Source organism: Alteromonas sp. CH_MED4-4 (genome assembly GCF_037029575.1).
In the GTDB taxonomy this organism is placed as follows: Bacteria; Pseudomonadota; Gammaproteobacteria; order Enterobacterales; family Alteromonadaceae; genus Alteromonas; species Alteromonas macleodii.
The window spans coordinates 282564-302366 of record NZ_JAYMEU010000001.1 but is presented as its reverse complement, the minus strand read 5'-3'; the positions used below and the strand labels follow the sequence as shown (position 1 = coordinate 302366).

General features: G+C 47.4%; 17 protein-coding genes. All 17 read right to left on the bottom strand.

Going from position 1 to position 19803, the window contains the following annotated elements:
* Positions 1-131: 131 nt before the first annotated feature.
* The 17 genes from WA381_RS01320 to mraZ all read right to left on the bottom strand — a co-directional run bounded on the left by WA381_RS01320 (position 132) and on the right by mraZ (position 19692).
* Positions 132-1010 (bottom strand): M23 family metallopeptidase, encoded by an 879-nt coding sequence (locus WA381_RS01320; protein WP_014950422.1) that lies wholly within the window; start codon positions 1008-1010, stop codon positions 132-134.
* A 208-nt stretch (positions 1011-1218) separates the two neighbouring features.
* Complete coding sequence (lpxC, locus tag WA381_RS01315) at positions 1219-2130, bottom strand: UDP-3-O-acyl-N-acetylglucosamine deacetylase (RefSeq protein ID WP_014980041.1); 912 nt, start codon at positions 2128-2130, stop codon at positions 1219-1221.
* A 214-nt stretch (positions 2131-2344) separates the two neighbouring features.
* Complete coding sequence (gene ftsZ, locus WA381_RS01310) at positions 2345-3511, bottom strand: cell division protein FtsZ (RefSeq protein WP_014980042.1); 1167 nt, start codon at positions 3509-3511, stop codon at positions 2345-2347.
* Positions 3512-3619: 108 nt separating this feature from the next.
* Positions 3620-4849 (bottom strand): cell division protein FtsA, encoded by a 1230-nt coding sequence (ftsA, locus tag WA381_RS01305; RefSeq protein ID WP_014980043.1) that lies wholly within the window; start codon positions 4847-4849, stop codon positions 3620-3622.
* A gap of 7 nt (positions 4850-4856) precedes the next feature.
* Complete coding sequence (locus tag WA381_RS01300) at positions 4857-5627, bottom strand: cell division protein FtsQ/DivIB (protein ID WP_156086807.1); 771 nt, start codon at positions 5625-5627, stop codon at positions 4857-4859.
* A gap of 2 nt (positions 5628-5629) precedes the next feature.
* The gene (locus tag WA381_RS01295) at positions 5630-6613 is read right to left on the bottom strand and encodes a D-alanine--D-alanine ligase (RefSeq protein ID WP_014950427.1); all 984 of its coding nucleotides are present in this window, start codon (positions 6611-6613) and stop codon (positions 5630-5632) included.
* Position 6614: 1 nt separating this feature from the next.
* Positions 6615-8060 (bottom strand): UDP-N-acetylmuramate--L-alanine ligase, encoded by a 1446-nt coding sequence (gene murC, locus WA381_RS01290; protein ID WP_014950428.1) that lies wholly within the window; start codon positions 8058-8060, stop codon positions 6615-6617.
* Complete coding sequence (murG, locus tag WA381_RS01285) at positions 8060-9178, bottom strand: undecaprenyldiphospho-muramoylpentapeptide beta-N-acetylglucosaminyltransferase (protein WP_156086808.1); 1119 nt, start codon at positions 9176-9178, stop codon at positions 8060-8062. Before murG ends, murC begins: the two co-directional genes overlap by 1 nt.
* Positions 9171-10592 carry a cell division protein FtsW gene (gene ftsW / locus WA381_RS01280; protein ID WP_156086809.1) on the bottom strand — a complete coding sequence of 474 codons (1422 nt, stop codon included), beginning with the start codon at positions 10590-10592 and terminating at the stop codon, positions 9171-9173. The genes murG and ftsW overlap by 8 nt, the downstream gene beginning before the upstream one ends.
* Positions 10592-12133, bottom strand: a complete 1542-nt coding sequence (murD, locus tag WA381_RS01275) for a UDP-N-acetylmuramoyl-L-alanine--D-glutamate ligase (RefSeq protein ID WP_156086810.1) — start codon at positions 12131-12133, stop codon at positions 10592-10594. Before murD ends, ftsW begins: the two co-directional genes overlap by 1 nt.
* Positions 12134-12154: 21 nt before the next feature.
* Positions 12155-13237, bottom strand: a complete 1083-nt coding sequence (gene mraY / locus WA381_RS01270; RefSeq protein WP_156086811.1) for a phospho-N-acetylmuramoyl-pentapeptide-transferase — start codon at positions 13235-13237, stop codon at positions 12155-12157.
* A complete protein-coding gene (locus tag WA381_RS01265) occupies positions 13231-14640 on the bottom strand; it encodes a UDP-N-acetylmuramoyl-tripeptide--D-alanyl-D-alanine ligase (RefSeq protein ID WP_156086812.1) in 1410 nt (469 codons plus the stop codon). The genes mraY and WA381_RS01265 overlap by 7 nt, the downstream gene beginning before the upstream one ends.
* On the bottom strand, positions 14637-16202 hold the full coding sequence (locus WA381_RS01260; RefSeq protein ID WP_156086813.1) for a UDP-N-acetylmuramoyl-L-alanyl-D-glutamate--2,6-diaminopimelate ligase: 1566 nt from the start codon (positions 16200-16202) through the stop codon (positions 14637-14639). The genes WA381_RS01265 and WA381_RS01260 overlap by 4 nt, the downstream gene beginning before the upstream one ends.
* Positions 16192-17967 (bottom strand): peptidoglycan glycosyltransferase FtsI, encoded by a 1776-nt coding sequence (locus WA381_RS01255; RefSeq protein ID WP_014977227.1) that lies wholly within the window; start codon positions 17965-17967, stop codon positions 16192-16194. The genes WA381_RS01260 and WA381_RS01255 overlap by 11 nt, the downstream gene beginning before the upstream one ends.
* On the bottom strand, positions 17964-18299 hold the full coding sequence (ftsL, locus tag WA381_RS01250; protein ID WP_014950436.1) for a cell division protein FtsL: 336 nt from the start codon (positions 18297-18299) through the stop codon (positions 17964-17966). The genes WA381_RS01255 and ftsL overlap by 4 nt, the downstream gene beginning before the upstream one ends.
* Positions 18296-19237: a 16S rRNA (cytosine(1402)-N(4))-methyltransferase RsmH gene (rsmH, locus tag WA381_RS01245; RefSeq protein ID WP_014950437.1), complete on the bottom strand. Its 942-nt coding sequence runs from the start codon at positions 19235-19237 to the stop codon at positions 18296-18298. Before rsmH ends, ftsL begins: the two co-directional genes overlap by 4 nt.
* Entirely contained in the window at positions 19234-19692 is a 459-nt protein-coding gene (mraZ, locus tag WA381_RS01240) for a division/cell wall cluster transcriptional repressor MraZ (protein WP_012519465.1), read from the bottom strand. Before mraZ ends, rsmH begins: the two co-directional genes overlap by 4 nt.
* Positions 19693-19803: the final 111 nt, after the last annotated feature.

The following is a 19803-nucleotide window of genomic DNA, read 5'->3' as shown; positions in this document are numbered from 1 at the left end:
AAATTAAACGTATAAAACACAACGGTAACCACGTTGTGTTTTGCGATGTTCTAAAATTATGCTTCTTCGTTTTAGGTGACTTTTAATAAATAAAGGCACCGTCTACGAGAATTACCTGGCTGCTACCTATGCTACTTTTTGTAGACAAAAGGCAGAGGATCGACTTGTTTTCCGTTTCTTATTACTTCGTAGTGAACATGAACGCCCGTTGAGCGCCCCGTATTGCCCATTTTAGCGATAGGTTCCCCTTTGGTTACCACGTCGCCTATTGAGACAGTAAGGGTGTCGTTATGCCCATAGCGGGTAACAAAACCATCACCGTGATCAATTTCTACAAGTTGGCCATAGCCGTAGCGATCACCCGCCCAGGTCACAATACCTGCAGCAGTTGCCACTACGTTTTCCCCTGCCTTACCAGCGAAATCTAGCCCTTTGTGCATAGTTGGTTCGCCGGTAAACGGGTCGGCCCGCATACCATAATAAGAAGACAACCACCCTGACTCTATCGGACGACCAGATAATTGGCTCTGTTCGTGGATATGGTGACCCCTGACCAAACTTTCAAGCATAGACAACTGTTGAGACTTCAAATCGAGTGATTGCTCTAGTTTGGCTATTTCGTGAAGGATGGGATCGTCTTGAAGGTTATCCGGTATCGATACCGGTACGAAAGCGTCCAGGTCAGCCGCTGACATACCTAATTCTGTTGCGATTTGCTTACCTTTCTCGTCTAGCAATGTAGCCTGCGCAGATAACTCTGCGACGTGAGAAAGCAAAGCTTGTAATTTGACCGTTGTTTGCTGTTTTAACGCTTCAACGTCTTTTTGTCGCTCGTTGACTTCAGTCTGCGCCAAACGAACTCGTGCAATATCTTCTGATACCGATTCTGTTGAACGGCTCGACACTAGCATAAAAATAGACGAGAGCACTGTTGCGCTCACAAGCGTACGGACACTAATACTGTGCCTATAGCGTTTATTTTTACCAGCGAGTGTAATTGTTAGTTTCATACCACGAAGAAAATTGCTGTTTCACGCCACTCTTTTCATACCACTTCATACAACGATGAATGTGTTTTTAGCCAAAGGCGACAACCTTCGACCTATAGTTTTTATGTCACATGGGTGAAATTTATATTAATTATTCGGCTACTGTATCATTTATTTCACTAAATGCCATACGAAAAAAAGCCGCCCGTAAGGCGGCTTTCTAAAATTCTTACGCTAATGCGGGCTGAGCATAACGAATTGGTGCTGTTTCCTGTGAGTCGTAGGTCACGAACTCCCAACACTCTTTTTGCGCAAGTACTGCATTTAATAGCTTGTTATTCAGACCATGGCCTGTTTTGTACGCACGCAATTCACCAATTAGACTATGGCCGCCAAGGTATAAGTCACCGATAGCATCCAAAATCTTATGCTTTAAGAACTCATCGTCATAGCGCAACCCTTCAGGGTTGAGTACGCGGAATTCGTCCAACGCCACTGCGTTTTCCATGCTGCCACCCAACGCTAGGTTGTTAGCATTCATGTACTCTAAGTCGCGCATAAAACCAAAAGTTCGTGCACGGCTAACTTCGCTTACATATGAGCATGAATCAAAATCCATCACCATATGCTGACGAGTTTGACTGATCACAGGATGATCAAAGTCAATTTGGAAATCAACGCGGAAACCGTCATAAGGCACTAATTCGGCCCACTTATCGCCATCTTCTACACGAACTGGCTTTTTAATACGAATAAATTGCTTAGGCGCGTTTAGCTCTTCGATACCGGCAGATTGAAGCAAGAATACGAACGGGCTAGCACTTCCGTCCATAATTGGCAGCTCGTTACTGTCTACTTCAACAATAATATTGTCGATACCTAAACCTGCAAGCGCAGACGCTAAGTGTTCTACCGTTTGGATAGTCACACCGTCTTCGTTATTCAGGCACGTACACAGCATGGTATTACCTACCGCGTTCGCACGCGAAGGTATGTCAACATGTGGTTCAAGGTCAACACGCCTAAACACGATACCCGTGTTTGCTGGCGCAGGTCGGAGAGTCATTGTGACCTTTTCCCCTTTATGAAGCCCAATTCCGGTCTCTTGTACCGATTGCTTGATTGTACGTTGTCTAATCATCTGCTTAAGCTTTTACCTATTAAAAAAAGCGGGCGCGAATTATAGTGAGTTATTACTCACATGTCAAAAAACACCCGTTCTGACGGATTTAACTCTGTCAGATTACGTATTTAATCAACCTATCCACGCGAAATTTTCCACGTTGTATAAATACACCTTACTAGGTGAGACATCACAAACGCGAAATAATTCCCTTCCGTTTCAGGCAGCTAAATTAGTCTGCCTGCTTACGAAGAAATGCAGGAATATCTAAATATTCCAAATCATTTTCTGGCTGTGCACTGTCGTCGGCCTTCAGCGCCTGATTGCCCTCTGTACCGCCTACTGCAGAACGTGGTTCACTTGATTGCGTGTTACCGTATTCTTTTGCAGGCTGTGTTAGACGGGAGCCTTCAGAGCTTACTAGCGAAATGTCAGGCTTGCGCTCTGCGCCAATACCGGTTGCAACAACCGTTACGCGAAGCTCGTCTGTCATTTCCATATCGATCACTGTACCCACAACCACTGTGGCATTCTCTGAGGCAAACGCTTTAACGGCGTTACCAACAGTCTCAAACTCGTCGATGGCGAAATCTGGACCCGCAGTGATATTCACAAGAATACCGCGCGCGCCTGACAAATCGATATCTTCAAGAAGCGGGCTGGCAATCGCGGCTTCAGCAGCTTCTTCAGCACGGTCTGGACCGCTTGCAGCGCCACTACCCATCATCGCTTTACCCATCTCAGACATAACGGTACGTACGTCTGCGAAGTCAACGTTGATTAGACCAGGACGGGTAATCAGTTCAGCAATACCTTGAACTGCACCGCGTAATACGTCATTTGCAGCGCTAAACGCTTGAAGAAGCGGCGTGCCTGGACCCATTACTTTTAACAGCTTTTCATTAGGAATGGTAATTAGCGAGTCAACGTTGTTAGACAACTCAACAATGCCCTGTTCCGCAAACGAGGTGCGTTTTTTACCTTCAAATGGGAATGGCTTGGTAACTACCGCTACCGTAAGAATGCCCATTTCACGAGCAATTTTTGCCACTTCTGGCGCTGCGCCCGTTCCTGTACCACCGCCCATACCGGCAGTAATGAAAACCATGTCTGCACCGTCTAGCGCCTGACGAATGGTTTCTCTGTCTTCTTGTGCTGCTTCTCGACCAATGTTCGGATCAGCACCCGCACCTAACCCTTTTGTTACACTTGAGCCAATTTGAAGTGTAACGTCTGCACTTGAGCTGCGAAGCACCTGTGCATCGGTGTTAACTGCAATAAATTCTACGCCTTCAATGCTTTGAGACACCATGTGCTCAACGGCATTGCCGCCGCCGCCACCGACACCGATGACTTTGATTACGGCTTCTTCGCCGTGACTATCCATTAATTCGAACATACTTACTCTCCGGTTGTACGTCTTTTAAACACTACGCCAGGTCATTCCCTTAGGCTAATTGCTTCCTGCTAGCCTTGATGCCGTAGCTATAGCGCCCCCAAAATAAAATTAAAATTCACCTTTAAACCAGCTTTGCACTCGATGAAATAAGCTTTCACCGGTCTTCTGCGTACTGGACTTCTTATTGTCAGATTGTACTTTGCCATATTGCAGCAGTCCTACGACTGTCGCAAATCCAGCGTCATCAACATATTCGGACAAGCCTTTTACGTTGATGGGTTTGCCCACGCGCACGGGCATCTGGAAAAGTTCTTCGGCAAATTCCACGGCACCTTCCATCTTAGCGGTACCGCCTGTAAGCACAAGGCCTGCAGCGATTTGCTCTTCCAGACCGCTGGCACGAATTTCATCATGTACCAGCTCAAAAAGCTCTTGATAGCGAGGTTCAATCACCTCAGCTAACGTATGACGAGACATCACTCTAGCTGGGCGTCCGCCCACGCTAGGCACTTCAATGCTGTCTTCCATACTCACCATATCCTTCAATGCACAGGCGTAATTCACCTTAATTTCTTCTGCATTGCTAATAGGTGTTCTAAATATTTTAGCAATGTCGCTGGTAATTTGATTACCCGCAACCGGTATTACCGCCGTGTGACGAATAGCGCCATCGGTGTAGATAACCATATCCATAGTACCACCACCGATATCAACCACACATACGCCAAGCTCGCGCTCGTCGTCAGTCAGTACCGCATAACTTGATGCCAACGCTGAAAAGATCAGCTGATCGGCATTAAGTTCACAACGCTCAACACATTTCACCATGTTTTTCGCCATATCGTCGGCACAGGTAATAATGTGAGCATCCGCTTCCATTCTTACTCCCGACATGCCAATAGGGTTCTTAATCCCTTCCTGCACATCAATAGTAAATTCTTGTGGTAACACGTGTAGTAGACGACGTTCCGCTGCAATTGGCACACTGCGCGCTGCATGAATAACGTTATCTACGTCTTCTTGTGTTACTTCCTGATTGTTAATCGGTACCATGCCATTTTCATTTTGGCACTTAACGTGTCGTCCCGAGATAGACATAAAAACTGAAGACACACGGCAATCTGCCATTAACTCCATCTCGTTTACTGCACGCTGGACTGATTTCACCACCAGGTTCAAATCGTTAACGCCGCCCTTATCCATGCCTTTCGATGCATGGGTGCCCACGCCAACAATACTGATTTGATCATCTTCTAGTAATTCACCCACAACAGCTTTTACTTGGCTGGTGCCGATATCTAGTCCTACAATCAAATTGCGTTCAGCAGGTTTTGACATGGTTTCCTTAACTCTCTTCATCTGTGGCGCTGTCGTCTTTCCATCCGACTGCTACGCCCGTGTCATAGCGAAGGTCGACGTATTTCACCGCCTTCTCTTGTTGCGCCAGAAGTGGATAAACATCAATAAAGCGTTGTAGCCTATCGATAAACTCCTGACGTCCTAAATTCAATTTAATGCCGTTTTTCAACTGCACTTGCCATGCAAATCGCTCGCTTAAGGACAGCTCGTCTAACGTCATATCCGTCGTCGCAATCAACGCGTGCATGGAGTTGTAGCCTTCAAGGGCGGTTTTTTCGCTGCCACCCGGGCCGTAAAGGCGCGGTAAGTCTAACTTCACGCCTTCGTCGTTAAACGTATCGCCATAAGGGTTTAACAACAAATCTTCATTCCATTGCGCAACCGGCTGCTGCTCAACCAAATAAATTTTTAACGTATTTGGCCACTTCTTTCTTACAGACGCGCGATAAACCCAAGGCTGCGCTTCAACAAGTTCAAATACTTCGTTTACATCTAGCGCGAAAAAACTTCCAGGCTGCGCCTTGCGTATTAACCGCTCTAGCTTGGTAATATCGATGTGCTGATAATCACCAGAAAAATCGATAACCTGTACCGGCATTTGCTGTTCATCCTGCAAATACTGGTTTGCTTTAAGCCCACCAAACACTAATCCAGCAATAACAAACAGTAAGAAAGCGACGCCGCCCCACACTGCCGTTTTACTTTTGCCGCTCTTTGCAGAAGCGGGCTTACCTTGATTAGTGTTGGTATCAGCCACGTTTACGCCTTGTTTGCAACGTCATCAAAACTGGTAGAAAGAATACTTAATACCAGTTCATCAAAAGTTAATCCTGCAACTTTGGCTGCCTTAGGCACCAAACTTTTTTCTGTCATGCCAGGCACTGTGTTCGCCTCTAGCAAATAAAACTGCCTTTGGTTGTCCTGCATAACGTCAATTCTACCCCAGCCGCTGCCAGAAATAGCATCAAAAGCACGGGATGCTAGTTTTGCTAGCTGTGCTTCTTGCTCTTCAGACAAGCCGCTTGGGCAATAGTATTCTGTTGTATTATCCTGATATTTCGCAGCATAATCATAGAATGTATGTGGAGTAGACATGCGAATAGACGGCAACGCCTGTCCCTGCAATACAGAAACAGTGAATTCGGGGCCATCTATATACTGCTCTAACAGGACTTGATTATCGTATTTAAAGGCGTCCTGAATGGCAGTTTCGAGCTGTTTAGCGCTTGTCACTCTCGCCATGCCAATACTCGACCCTTCTCTGGCCGGTTTTACCATGACTTCATTCCCCAATTTATCCATTATAGCGCTGCACTTACCAGCTTCAAAGTGCCTTTTATCAGCAATTTCATATTTTGCAGTGGGTAAGCCTAAACTTTGCCACACTTGCTTAGTATGAATTTTGTCCATTGCCAGCGCAGAACCTAAAACTCGGCTTCCCGTGTAGGGGATTTTTAGGAACTGAAGGGCTCCTTGCATAGAGCCATCTTCACCACCGCGACCGTGCAGCATAATGAGCGCTCTATCGACGTTAAGGTCGATAAGGTCGGTCAGAGGTCGCTCTGCTGGGTCAAACGCAAACGCATCTACGCCTTGTCGTAACAATGCATTTAACACCGCATTGCCCGAATTAAGCGATACTTCCCGTTCGGCAGAGTCACCGCCGAGCAGCACAGCTACTTTGCCATACTCGTTCGGCGAGTGGGTTTTCTGTGAGTGAATACTTACTGAAGGTGTAAACATCTTATTCCCCTTCCTTTGCAAGTGTGATCGGCTCTAGCGCGTGACGAGCTAAGAGCTTAGCAATTTGTCCGATGTTGCCCGCCCCTTGGGTCATAACGATGTCGCCATCTTGCATGATATTCGCCAAAATAGCTGGTAAGGCGTCTTTGTCACCTACGTACACAGGCTCTATTTGACCGCGCTGACGAATGGAACGGCATAGCGCTTTACTGTCAGCCCCTTCAATAGGTTGTTCACTGGCGGCATATACATCCAGAAGTAAAAGAGCATCAACGCTCGACAGTACTTCAACAAAATCTTCGTAAAGGTCGCGGGTGCGCGTAAAGCGATGTGGCTGGTAAACCATAACCAAGCGCTTATCAGGCCAGTTTGCACGAGCCGCAGCGATTGTCGCCCTTACTTCCGTTGGGTGGTGACCATAGTCATCGACTAAACACACCTCGCCTTTACTGGTAGTAAACGTACCTAGCTGCTCGAAACGACGGCCTATGCCGCCAAAGCTGGCTAGTGCGCGAATGATAGCGTCGTCATCTACACCTTCATCCGTTGCTACAGCGATAGCAGCAAGCGCATTAAGCACATTGTGGTTACCGGTGAGGTTCAACGTTATATCTAACGGTTCGCGTTCTGGGCGAATAACGGTAAAATTCGCTTTACCGAATGACAATGAAACATTTTCTGCGCGATAGTCATTGTGAGATTCAAAACCGTAGGTCAGAATACTTCGGCCTATACGAGGGCGAATCTCTTGAATATTTGCATCGTCACCGCACACGATGGCCTGCCCGTAAAAGGGTAGGTTCGACAAGAAATCAACAAAGGTATCTTTCACCTTTGAGAAATCGCCACCATAAGTATCCATATGGTCGGCTTCAATATTGGTCACCACGGAAACCATCGGCTGCAAATGAAGGAAGGACGCATCGCTCTCGTCAGCCTCTGCGATTAGATAACGGCTTTTGCCTAGTCGCGCATTCGTACCAGCGCTGTTAAGCAAACCACCGATAACAAACGTAGGATCATACTCCGCTTCTGCGAAAATCGTTGAAATCAAACTGGTTGTAGTCGTTTTGCCGTGGGTACCCGCCACCGCAATACCGTGGCGGAATCGCATCAATTCTGCCAGCATTTCTGCACGGCGAATAATCGGAATGCGCTTTTCACGAGCCACGATAATCTCTGGGTTTTGCTCGTTGATGGCGCTAGACACCACAATAACGTCCATGCCTTCAACATTTTCCGCACGGTGGCCTATTTTCACATCAGCACCTAATTCGCTTAGCCGCTGTGTCATTGGCCCTTCTTGTATGTCAGAGCCAGCAATAGCATAACCTTCGTTTAATAATACTTCGGCAATACCACCCATACCGGCACCGCCGATACCAATAAAGAATATATTTTTAACCCTGCGCATTTGCGGGCTTTCAAATGGGGTTTTAAAAACCATTAGTCCCCTACTCCTACCACGCTTTTAACGTGGCTTACTACATTTTCCGTGGCATGAGTGCTTGCACGTGTTTTCGCAACAGCACCCATCTTTAAGCAGCCTTCAGGGTGTTGTAACCACTGACGCACCGCCTGCCCTAAATTTTCTTTTAATACAGATTGAGCAATCATCAGTGCCGCATTTTGCTTAACTAACGACTGCGCATTTTTTGTTTGGTGATCGTCTACCGCAAAAGGTAGCGGTACGAAAATCGCCGCGCGTCCGGCAGCTGCAACTTCACTTACCGTAAGCGCACCGGCTCTACAGACAACAAAGTCTGCCCATTCATAAGCTGCGGCCATGTCATCAATAAAGTCACTGACATCGATTTTCGACATATCTGCGCCCACCGACGTGTAGGCTTTAATGACACCTTCACTGTTGCCTTTTCCACATTGGTGTTTGATTGATAAACCTTCTAGCACCCCGCAAGTCTCCGGCACGGTTTCATTGAGAATTTGTGCGCCTAAACTGCCGCCTACAACAAGTAAATTAAGGCCTTGTTTATGCTCTGTGGTGTTTTCACGAGCGTCTGCGTCAATGTCTACAGATTTGGGCTTCACCTGCCAAATTTCATCACGAACAGGATTGCCCACAGTATGCACCTTAGTAGCGCCACCTGAAAATTGTTCTTTGGCATCGTCAAAGCCCAGAAGCACGCGACTTGCGAATTTACTAAGAAGCTTATTGGTCATGCCTGCCGCTGCATTTTGTTCATGCACAATAACGGGAATACCTAAGCTTTTTGCAGCAACCCCACCAGGGCCGCTAGCGTAACCGCCAAACCCAACAACGATATCAGGTTGAAGGCGCTTTATAATTCGCCTTGCAGAAAATAAGCTTTTAACTAACGCAACAGCACCTTGAAGACGTGCCGTAACACCTTTGCCACGAAGCCCTTTTACCGGAATAAAGTGAATAGGTATGTCGTGCTTAGGCACAACTTGCGCTTCCATCCGCTCGGCGGTGCCTAGCCAATGAATGTCCCAACCTTCCTTTCGAAGCGCGTTTGCCACTGCAAGGCCTGGGAAAACATGCCCGCCTGTACCGCCAGCCATAATTAAGCAACGCTTAGCCATTATCAGCCTCCTGCGCTACCCGCGCGAGTATAGCTTTAATGCCAGCTTTTCCTTCATCTTCCGCACTTGATGTTTTAGTGGGTTTAGCTTCAACCGTCGCTGTAGAAAAATCCGCTTCATCGGCCCCACTCTCTACACTTGCCTCACCTTCAGCTTGTGACGCTTTAGTTTGCGACGCGCTTGTAGGAATAGGCTTTTTACGGCGGGCCTTGCTCTTACCGGATTTGCTGTCGCCCCGGCCAATCGCCTGTACGCCATCAACCCGTAATTCAAAATCGATACGAAGTAATATGGCTACTGCTACTGACATGATGATAAGTGACGAGCCGCCGTAGCTAACTAACGGCAGTGTTAACCCTTTTGTTGGCAGAATACCTGCGCTTGCACCAATATTTACCGCCGTTTGGAAACTGAACCAGATGCCTATGCTGTAAGCCATGTAACCATCAAACGCTCGCCCTTTTTCAAGTGCCTTATTTCCAATGCTCAGCGCACGCAACACCATCCACAAAATTAGGCCGAGTACGGCAAGCACACCAACAAAGCCTAACTCTTCCGCTAAGATGGCCATAACAAAGTCAGTGTGTGCTTCGGGTAAGAATTCCAGTTTTTGCAAACTATTGCCTAGGCCTTGCCCAAACCAGTTACCGCGGCCATAGGCCATCAAAGACTGGGTTAGCTGATAACCAGCGCCAAACGGATCAGCCCAAGGGTCTAAAAAGGAGGTAACCCGTTTCATTCGGTATTCTTCAAACACGATAAGCGCTACAACCGCCAATATGCCTGCAAACACCAGTGCGAAGAACTGCCAAAGTCGTGCACCCGCTAAAAACAGCAAGCCAATCGTGGTTGCAAACATCACAACGACGGTACCTAAGTCTGGCTGTAGCAGTAATAGCATCGCTAACGCAAAGAACACGACAAGGGGTTTAATAAATCCTTTTAGATTTTCGGTCACTTCTTCGTAGCGGCGAACCAGATAACCCGCCAAATAGGCAAAGAAAAAGAGCTTAGCAGGCTCGGCAGCTTGAATGGTTATAGGCCCAATCGCCAACCAACGGGTACTCCCGTTTACAGTTCTTCCCACTACCAGAACTGCTAACAATAGCGCGATGGCCGCGAGCAGAAGATAGGGATTGGTCATGCGCCAAAACTGCATGGGCAAATTCAGCACTACCATAGCGGCAACGATCGCCCCAACAATGTAAATACCGTGGCGAATAGCAAAATAGAAGGGGTTGTCGTGCAGCCTATCGGCCACCGGCATCGACGCCGAGGTGACGATAATAATGCCAATACTCATTAGCGCGAGCGCAATTAAGATAAGCGTCACGTCATAGGGGTGCGTTGCCGAAGGTTGTCCGTCGTGCTTCGCGGCAAATAACGCGCTAAGTTTGGTAGAGGCAGCAATCATTATGTGGCCTCCACAGCGTCGTCGTTCTTACTGTGTAGATTAAGTAGGTCGTGTACATCTTGTTTAAACACGTCACCGCGATGCATATAGTTCTTAAACATATCTAAACTTGCACACGCAGGCGAAAGCAGCACAACATCACCAGGGGCAGCAAGTCTTGTTGCTGCTTTTACGGCGTCTTTCATCGTTGCCACACGAGTTGTATGCGCAAAACTCTTTTCAAACAGGTGTGCATCTTTGCCCAAAGCAAACACGTGCGATACATATTTAGTTAGATAAGGCGAGAGGCTGGCTATATCAGCGCCTTTAGCGTCACCACCTGCAATAAGAATGAGCTTCCCTTGTATAGTCGGAGCTAACCCTTCAAGGGCAGCTACCGTGGCGCCAATGTTGGTTGCTTTGGAATCGTCGATATAGCGGATGTCGTTTACGCGGGCTATTTCCACACACCGATGTGGTGCAGCTTTAAAACTGTGTAGATGTTTAACCGCGAGCGCTGGCGAAACACCTAGCTGAAGGCAGATACCCAATGCAGCCATGATGTTTAGTACGTTGTGCATGCCCGCCAAATGAATATCGCTAAGGGCAATAAGCTTTTCGCCTTTAAACGTTATATATAGACTTTGTTCATCGTCACGAGCACTATCGTCACCGTTAAAAGACGCAATCGCAAACCCTGTGGTCGACTCTCCCAGTCCATATTCAACGATATTTTTTGACGCTAGCGCGTCTTCATTAAATTCGGCATTAGATACAGCATTAGATTCGCCATCAGATACTGCATTTGATGCAGCATTACCCTTAGCGTCAGCAATAATCTGCTCGTCTGGCGCTACAAACTCACCGTCTCGCCACACAACCGCAGATTTCGCGTTATCAAAAATGCGATGCTTGGCATCGATATAGGCTTCAAGGGTACCGTGACGGTCTAGGTGATCATCGGAAATATTAAGGACAGTTGCAGCTTCGAGCACCAAGCTAGACGTTGTTTCAAGTTGAAAACTTGATAACTCCATCACCACTACATCTGCATCACTTTGAAGCGCTTCAAGCACAGGGCGACCTACGTTACCCGCTTCAATACTTTCTACGCCGCAGCTTTTGAGCAGATGGTTCACTAATAAAGTAACCGTGGTTTTACCGTTAGAGCCGGTTATACCTACTACGCGCTTAGCTGGCATAGCATCACTCGTGGAGGCATTTAATCGGGCAAACAATTCCACGTCGCCGATCACCTCAACACCACACTTTTGCGCCAAAGCCACTTGTTCAATATTCAGAGCAAGCCCCGGGCTTAACACCAAGGTGTCTACACCATCAAAGTAATCTTCGCTTAGAGCAGTGCAAGTGACCTTCTCTGCCATAAACGCTTGCATGTCGGTATCAAGATCAGAATCAGGGTCGGTAACTAGAGTAAAATTAGCACGGGTATCAAATGCTTTAACCGTTGCCTGCTTTTGCAAAAAAAAGCGCACGCAAGCCTGACCTGTAACACCTAGGCCACCGACTACATAACTATGCTCACGTACGTTATACGACATTACGATTTATCTCTTTACCGCTTATCTAAGTTTGAGGGTAGCAAGACCCACCAACACCAAAATGATTGAAATGATCCAAAAACGCACTATTACGCGCGGCTCTGGCCAGCCCTTCAATTCATAATGATGGTGAATAGGCGCCATACGAAAAATACGCTGGCCACGCAATTTGTAAGAACCTACCTGAAGGATGACCGACAGGGTTTCCATAACAAAAACACCACCCATGATGATTAACACGAGCTCTTGGCGCACTAATACAGCTAACACACCTAGTGTGCCGCCTAGCGCTAGTGAGCCAACGTCACCCATAAATACTTGTGCCGGATACGTGTTAAACCATAAAAAGCCTAAGCCTGCACCGACCATGGCGGTACACACAATCACCAGTTCGCTGGTAAGCGGAATATGAGGAATATTCAGGTATTCAGCAAAGTTCGCATTACCTGTCACATAGGCGAAAATGGCAAATGCGCCTGCCACCAATATAGTGGGCACAATGGCAAGTCCATCCAATCCATCGGTAAGGTTTACCGCGTTACTTGTGCCTACAATGGCAAAGTAGGTAATAATGACGAAGAACGCACCTAACTGCGGGAACACTTCTTTGAAGAAAGGCACCAGTAGTGAGGTTTCAGCGCTTATTGTTGCACTGCTGTATAGATAGAATGCGACGCCTAACGCAACCACAGATTGCCAGAAATATTTCCAACGGGCGATAAGCCCCTTCGAATCTTTGCGGATCACTTTTCTGTAGTCGTCAACAAACCCAATAATACCGTAAGCCACAACCACGGTAAGGGTTACCAACACATAACGGTTAGTCAGATCAGCCCAAAGCAGGCCGCTTACTACAATTGCTGCGAGTATAAGTAACCCGCCCATAGTGGGTGTGCCTGATTTTGACAAATGGCTTTGCGGGCCATCGTCTCGTACAGTTTGACCAATTTGCATACGCTGCAAATAACGAATCATCTTAGGGCCAATAAGAATGGCAATAAGTAATGCGGTCAGCGTGCTTAAAATTGCACGAAGGGTAAGGTATGAAAATACGTTAAACCCTGAATCGAATTGTGTCAGCCAGTCGGCTAGCCAAATTAACATGCTATTCGCTCCCGACGGCTATCGTGCTTTCCCAGCGCAGAGGCCTCTACCGCCTCTACCACACGTTCCATTCTGGAACTGCGTGAACCTTTAACTAAAATTGAAATATCGCGCTGCTGCACTAACAAATCACTCTCCATTGCGGCCAACAAACTTTCAACATCGCTGAAATGGCCACCATTTTCATTAAACACAGCACTAGCTGATTGACTCAAAACACCCATGGTATACAGGTAATTAATTCCTTTTTGTTTAGCGTATTCCCCCACCTGCTCGTGGTAAAAACGCGCTTTTTCACCCAACTCTTTCATGTCGCCTAGAACAAGAACGCGGATACCTGAAAAGCTACTTAGCGTATCAATTGCCGCATTTACAGACGCCACGTTGGCGTTGTAGGTGTCATCTAACAGCCGAACCTGTTCGGTAAGCTGCTTTACATTCAAGCGGCCACTAACTTGCTTCATGGCAAGTAGACCGTCTCGCACATTTTCCAATGTGGCGCCAACTTGTAGTGTTAGCGCTGCAGCAACAAGGGCATTGCCCACGTTGTGAACGCCAGGAATAGTCAGTTGAATAGACATATCACCCTGCGGGCAAACCAAGTGGAATGCGGCGCACCCATCTAGCCCAATGGTGATATCTTCTGCTCTAAAGTCGGCATTATTTTTCTGCTGCGGGGAAAACGTAAGCGTTTTAGTCTGTTTAAGTTTGCCTTGCCAAAATTCGGCAAACTGACTATCAACGTTAACTACCGCCACACCATCACTGCCTAAACCTTTAAAAATTTCACTTTTGGCGCGCGCTACACCTAGCAAACTTCCAAAGCCTTCTAGATGAGAAGCGGCGGCGTTTACGATAGTCGCGACGTCCGGCTTAACAAGGTTCGTGGTATAGGCGATTTCACCAATGTGATTTGCGCCTAACTCCATCACTGCATATTCATGCTGAGGTTCAAGGCGTAGAAGGGTTAGCGGCACACCGATATCATTATTGAAGTTACCGTTTGTGGCTAATACATTGCCTCTTCGCTCCAAAATAGCGGCACACATTTCCTTTACGGTGGTTTTGCCACTGCTTCCGGTAATCGCAATCGTTTTGGGCGCCACATAAGCTTTTACTGCCGCACCTAATAGACCAAGTGCTTCTTTGGTATCTTCAACCATGATGACAGGTAACGAGGTTGCTACGTCTTCACTGGCAATAACCGCACTTGCTCCCGCTTTCTCTGCCGTTGAAATAAAATCATGGCCGTTAAAATTCGGACCTTTCAAGGCCAAGTAAACTGCGCCATCTTCTAGGGTGCGGGTATCGGTACTTACTGCAGACACTTCAACGTCAGCAGCGCCTTTAAATAATTTTCCATTAACCTTTTCGGCTATCCATGACAGCGTTGTTGTTATCATTTGCTGTACTCCTGTTGCAGTCGCGCCACAACTGCACGTTCGTTATAGTTAGTCTTTTTGTCACCGATAATTTGGTAATCTTCATGTCCTTTTCCGGCCACGATGATGATGTCGCTTTCATGCGCATGCTCAAGGCAATGACGAATAGCTTGCTCGCGATCGGGAATAGACACTGCCAGCTCTCGGTTTTTCAAACCCGCAATGATATCCTCGGCGATAGATTCAGGGCTTTCACTGCGACTGTTATCTGTGGTGATCACAATAGCGTCAGCACCAACCTCGGCAGCCTGCCCCATTAACGGTCGCTTGCCTTTGTCTCTGTCCCCGCCACAGCCAAACACACACCACACTTTGCCCGTTGTATGGAATTTGGCGCTTAACAGCACTTTCTCCAGAGCGTCTGGTGTATGCGCGTAGTCCACCACCAAGTTAGCGGCACCCGTTACAGAGAAAACTTCCATTCGCCCGGGTACAGGCGTGATCGCATTTACCGCGTTAACCACGTCATCAAAACGCTCACCTTCAGCGAGTAACGTACCTATAGCACTCAATACATTACTGATATTGAACTTTCCGAATAGTGGCAGCGAAATAGCAGCGCTTCCCCACGAACTCACCAGTTCAAAGCTACATCCACCTGCATGATAAGAAGCATTTGTGGCGAAACAATGGCGACTTTGAGGATTGTTATGCTCTCGCAAGTATTCACTTTCACCGCTTCCATCCAGACCACTTTCGTCTATACCTGTCCAGATGCGTGTAATCGACTTATCTGCTGCACCATCCCACTTCTTACTTTCATCATCATTAGCGTTTAATACCACAGCCTTTAAACCTGGCTGCTGAAGCAGCAAGCGCTTGGCTTTGCCGTACTCTTCCATGGTGCCGTGGTAATCGAGATGATCTCGAGTAAGGTTAGTGAAAACAGCGATATCGGTTTTTACTGTACCAAGCCGACCTTGAACCAATGCGTGAGAACTTGCTTCGAAGGCCGTATGGCGCACTTCACTTTGCACAAAGTCTGCCAACAAATACTGCATACGTATGGCATCGGGCGTAGTGTTTGCTGCCGGCGTGTTCGACCATTGGGTTTCATCGCCTTCAAACACACTACTCCCTAGAGTTCCGATGCTTGCACTACGTGTACCTAACGCATCCTTAAGCTGGGTAAGCAATTGAACTGTAGAGGTTTTTCCGTTTGTCCCTGTCACTGCTACCGTCGTCATTTTCTGAGCAGGGTAGTCGTAAAATGCAGCAGCTAATGCAGAGAGCATTTGTGGTAATTCATACAGCGAGATAATGACGCTGTGGTCACGCATTTCCATCTGACCATGGGCACTACTGTCTTCAGTTTGCGCCAGAATTACACGGGCCCCTAAACTTATTGCCTGGGGTATAAAATCTCGACCATCGCGTTCGTGGCCCTTAATTGCCAAGAACGCTAAGCGTGTATTCACTTCTCGGCTGTCTAGCGTTAAACCTTCAATGCGGATATCTGGGGCGTCTACACCAAATTTCGCCAATAAAGCTTTTATACTTTGAATAAAGGCACTAACTACCACTTTGACCTCCTTTCAATAAGCGGCTAGATGTAACCTGCTTGTCATCGGGCGTAACGTTTAACATGTGCAATGCGCCACCCATAATTGATGAAAAGACAGGTGCAGCGGTATCCCCCGCGTGATACAAATCACCGCCGGGTTCGTTGATCAATACAATAGTTACTAGCCTGGGGTCAGACACAGGTGCGATACCGGCGAAAATGTTGACGTACTCTTCGCCGTACCCGCCAGCCACCGCTTTTCGGCTTGTTCCTGTTTTCCCAGCAACGCGATAACCTGGTACCGACGCTTTTGTTGCTGTGCCGCCACGCTGGGTTACGCTTTCCATCATTTGAACAATAGCGTTAGCGTTTTCTTCGCTGATCACCCGCTCAGATTGAGCCTGCCATGAAGGTTGCTCTGGCGACTTGATGACATTAAGCGGTGTTTTAATACCGCCGTTCGCCAACGTTGCGTAAAGACGCCCCAACTGTGCAGTGGTAACCGAAATGCCGTATCCAAATGACAGCGTGGCTAGCTCAAATTCAGACCAGCGGCTGCGCTCATGAAAGATACCGCTACTCTCACCCGCCATATTAAGCCCTGTATCGCTCATTAAGCCCATATTGTAATAGGTATCCAGCAGGAACTGCTTAGGCACAGAAAGCGCCAGCTTCGACGTTCCCATATTTGAGGAATGCTGAATAATTTCTTCTAGCGTTAGTTCGCCGTAATTGCGCGAATCTTTTACTAGGCTGCCGCCTAATCGCATCCATCCTGGATGAGTGTTTACTGAGTCTTCAGGCTCCACTTCACCGAACTCTAATGCAGTAAGAACGGCCAGCGGTTTTAGCGCCGAGCCTGGTTCGAACGCATCGGTAATAACCCTGTTACGCATTCTGTGCGCAGAAATATCGCTTCTATCGTTAGGGTTGAACGACGGTGCATTCACCATGGCTAATACATCACCGCTTTTTACATCGATGACAATGGCGGAAGCCGAACTTGATTGGTAGTAAATCATGGCTTCTTTAATTTCTTTGTAAGCAAGTGCTTGAATGCGCTGATCGATGGTCAGCTGCAGGTCGCCGGCTTTTTCACCAGACTTTGTTTCCAAGATTTCTACCTGACGGCCTTTCGCATCGCGGCGTATTTTACGAGAACCCGGCGTGCCCGTTAGCCACTCGTTATACATGCGCTCCAAGCCTTCAACGCCCGTGTCGTCAACATCGGTTACGCCGATTAACTGCGCTGAAACTTCACCTGTAGGATAGTAGCGGCGGCTTTCACGGCGAAGATAAATGCCTGGAATGTCCAGTTTATCAACGTACTCTGCCATGGCAGGCGACACCTGACGCTGCAAGTAAACAAAGCGGCGTTTGGGGTTTGCCACTTTTTCTTTGAGTTCATTGACGTCTTGGCGCAGTACATCTGCCAGCGCTTCCCAACGGCGCTCTTCCTCGAAGCCGTTGTTTTCATGGATAACCTTAGGGTCTGCGTAGATGGCCCGAACAGGCACACTCACCGCCAGCTCAACACCATTTCTATCGGTAATGAGCCCGCGATAGGTTGGCATATCACGGGTTCTTAGTGTGCGGTTGTCGCCCTGTTGAATTAGCTCGTCTGGCTCAATAACTTGAATATAGGCTGCACGGGCGGCGAGCACGCTGAAAACTAGCATAATAACAACAAGCACAACGACAAAGCGCCAGTGCACTAAGCTTGGCGTGACATTTTGTTTTGCACCGGTTTTTTTACGTTGGCGAGAAAGTGCTGTTGTACTCATTTTAACTTCACCACTACTTCATCGTCTGCGGTTGGACGGTACATTTCTAACTGTTTTTCAACCAGGTTTTCTATGCGGTTATGCTCGGTCAACGCGCGTTGCTCAAGCACTAGGTTACGCCACTCGACATCAAGCTCATCTTTCTCTTGCATAAGGTCTTCAAGGGCAATGACCTGCTGTCTGTTGTGATGACTGCTTAGTGTCACTGCCATGGCACTTGTGATAACCATTAAATACAACAAAACCCGCAACTTGTTGCGGGTCAAATCTGAAACAATTATTAGCAGTAATTTAAAATTAGTGCTGGCCTTGTCTGGCGCGGCTTTGGTCATAACTTTTCTGCCACACGTAATACCGAACTGCGAGAGCGAACGTTGTTCGCAATCTCCTGTTCTGAAGGTTTTATCGCTTTGCCCAAGGCTTTTAACACTTTATCTGCATCTATTTCAGCCTGAGTAATCGGTAAGTTGTGCGGTACTGATTTCCCTTTACTTTGATCCTTAATGAAGCGTTTTACTAAACGGTCTTCAAGAGAGTGAAACGAAATAACGGCAAGACGTCCTTCTTTCGCCAACACCTGTGTCGCGGCTTTAAGGCCAACACGAAGTTGCTCAAGTTCCGCATTGATATAAATGCGAATACCTTGGAATGCACGGGTTGCCGGATGTTTAAACTTATCCTTTACAGGAACCGCTTCGTCGATAATTTTGGCTAGCTGAGCTGTGCGCGTAATGGGTGTTTCTTTTCGCGTGTTTACAATGGCATGGGCTATGCGTTTGCCGAACTTCTCTTCGCCAAACTCTTTAATAACCTGCGTAATGTCTTGTTCTTCGGCGTTAGCCAACCAGTCTGCAGCACTTTGTCCACGTGAGGTGTCCATACGCATATCCAGCGGACCGTCACGAAGGAAGCTAAAACCACGCTCGGCATCATCTAGCTGAGGTGAAGACACCCCTAAATCCATAAGCACACCGTCAATCTTACCGGTTAGTCCCAGCGCTTCGATTTCTTCTGCCATATCACCAAATGGTGAGTGGATAATGCTAAAACGCTTATCATCGGCGAAACGTTCTGCCGCTTTGATTGCTTGCGGGTCGCGGTCAAAGGCGATGAGACGCCCGTGTTCACCCAATGCATCCAAAATATGTGCTGAGTGCCCCCCACGGCCGAAAGTGGCGTCAATGTAGATACCGTTCGGTTTAATCGCTAGGGCTTCAATGCATTCATCAAGCAATACTGAAATATGTTTAAATTCGCTAGGCTGCGTCATAGAGAAAAGTCCTGTAATCGTTCGGTAAGTTCAAATTCGCCTTTGCGTTCGGTGTCTATATCAGCTTCAACTTGTTGTGCCCAAATATCGGCATCCCAAATTTCGAATTTGTTTAACTGACCAACTAACATGACTTCTTTTGAGAGTTTTGCGAAACTTCGCAGTGGAGTAGGAACAAGAATGCGCCCGCTTTTATCCATCTCACCTTCAGAAGCATAACCTAGTAGCAATCGCTGCAAGCGACGCTCGGCTGGGATCATGCTTGAAAGTTTAGAGAGTTTAAGCTCAATCTCTTCCCATTCGGGAAGTGGGTAAAGTAGCAAACAACTTTGTTGTGTATCGACTGTGCAGACCAGTTGTCCCTGACAATCATCCAGCAGCGACTGACGATACTTCGTCGGTATAGCCAGTCTGCCTTTTGTATCCAGATTGATTGCGTTAGCGCCGCGGAACATTCCCCTAGCCTTTTATTATTTGCTCTTGGTTTTCTTGTTTTTTGAGTACTAATCTGCAAAGTGATGATGATTTGATCCACAATTCGCCACATTTACCCACTGAGATACAGT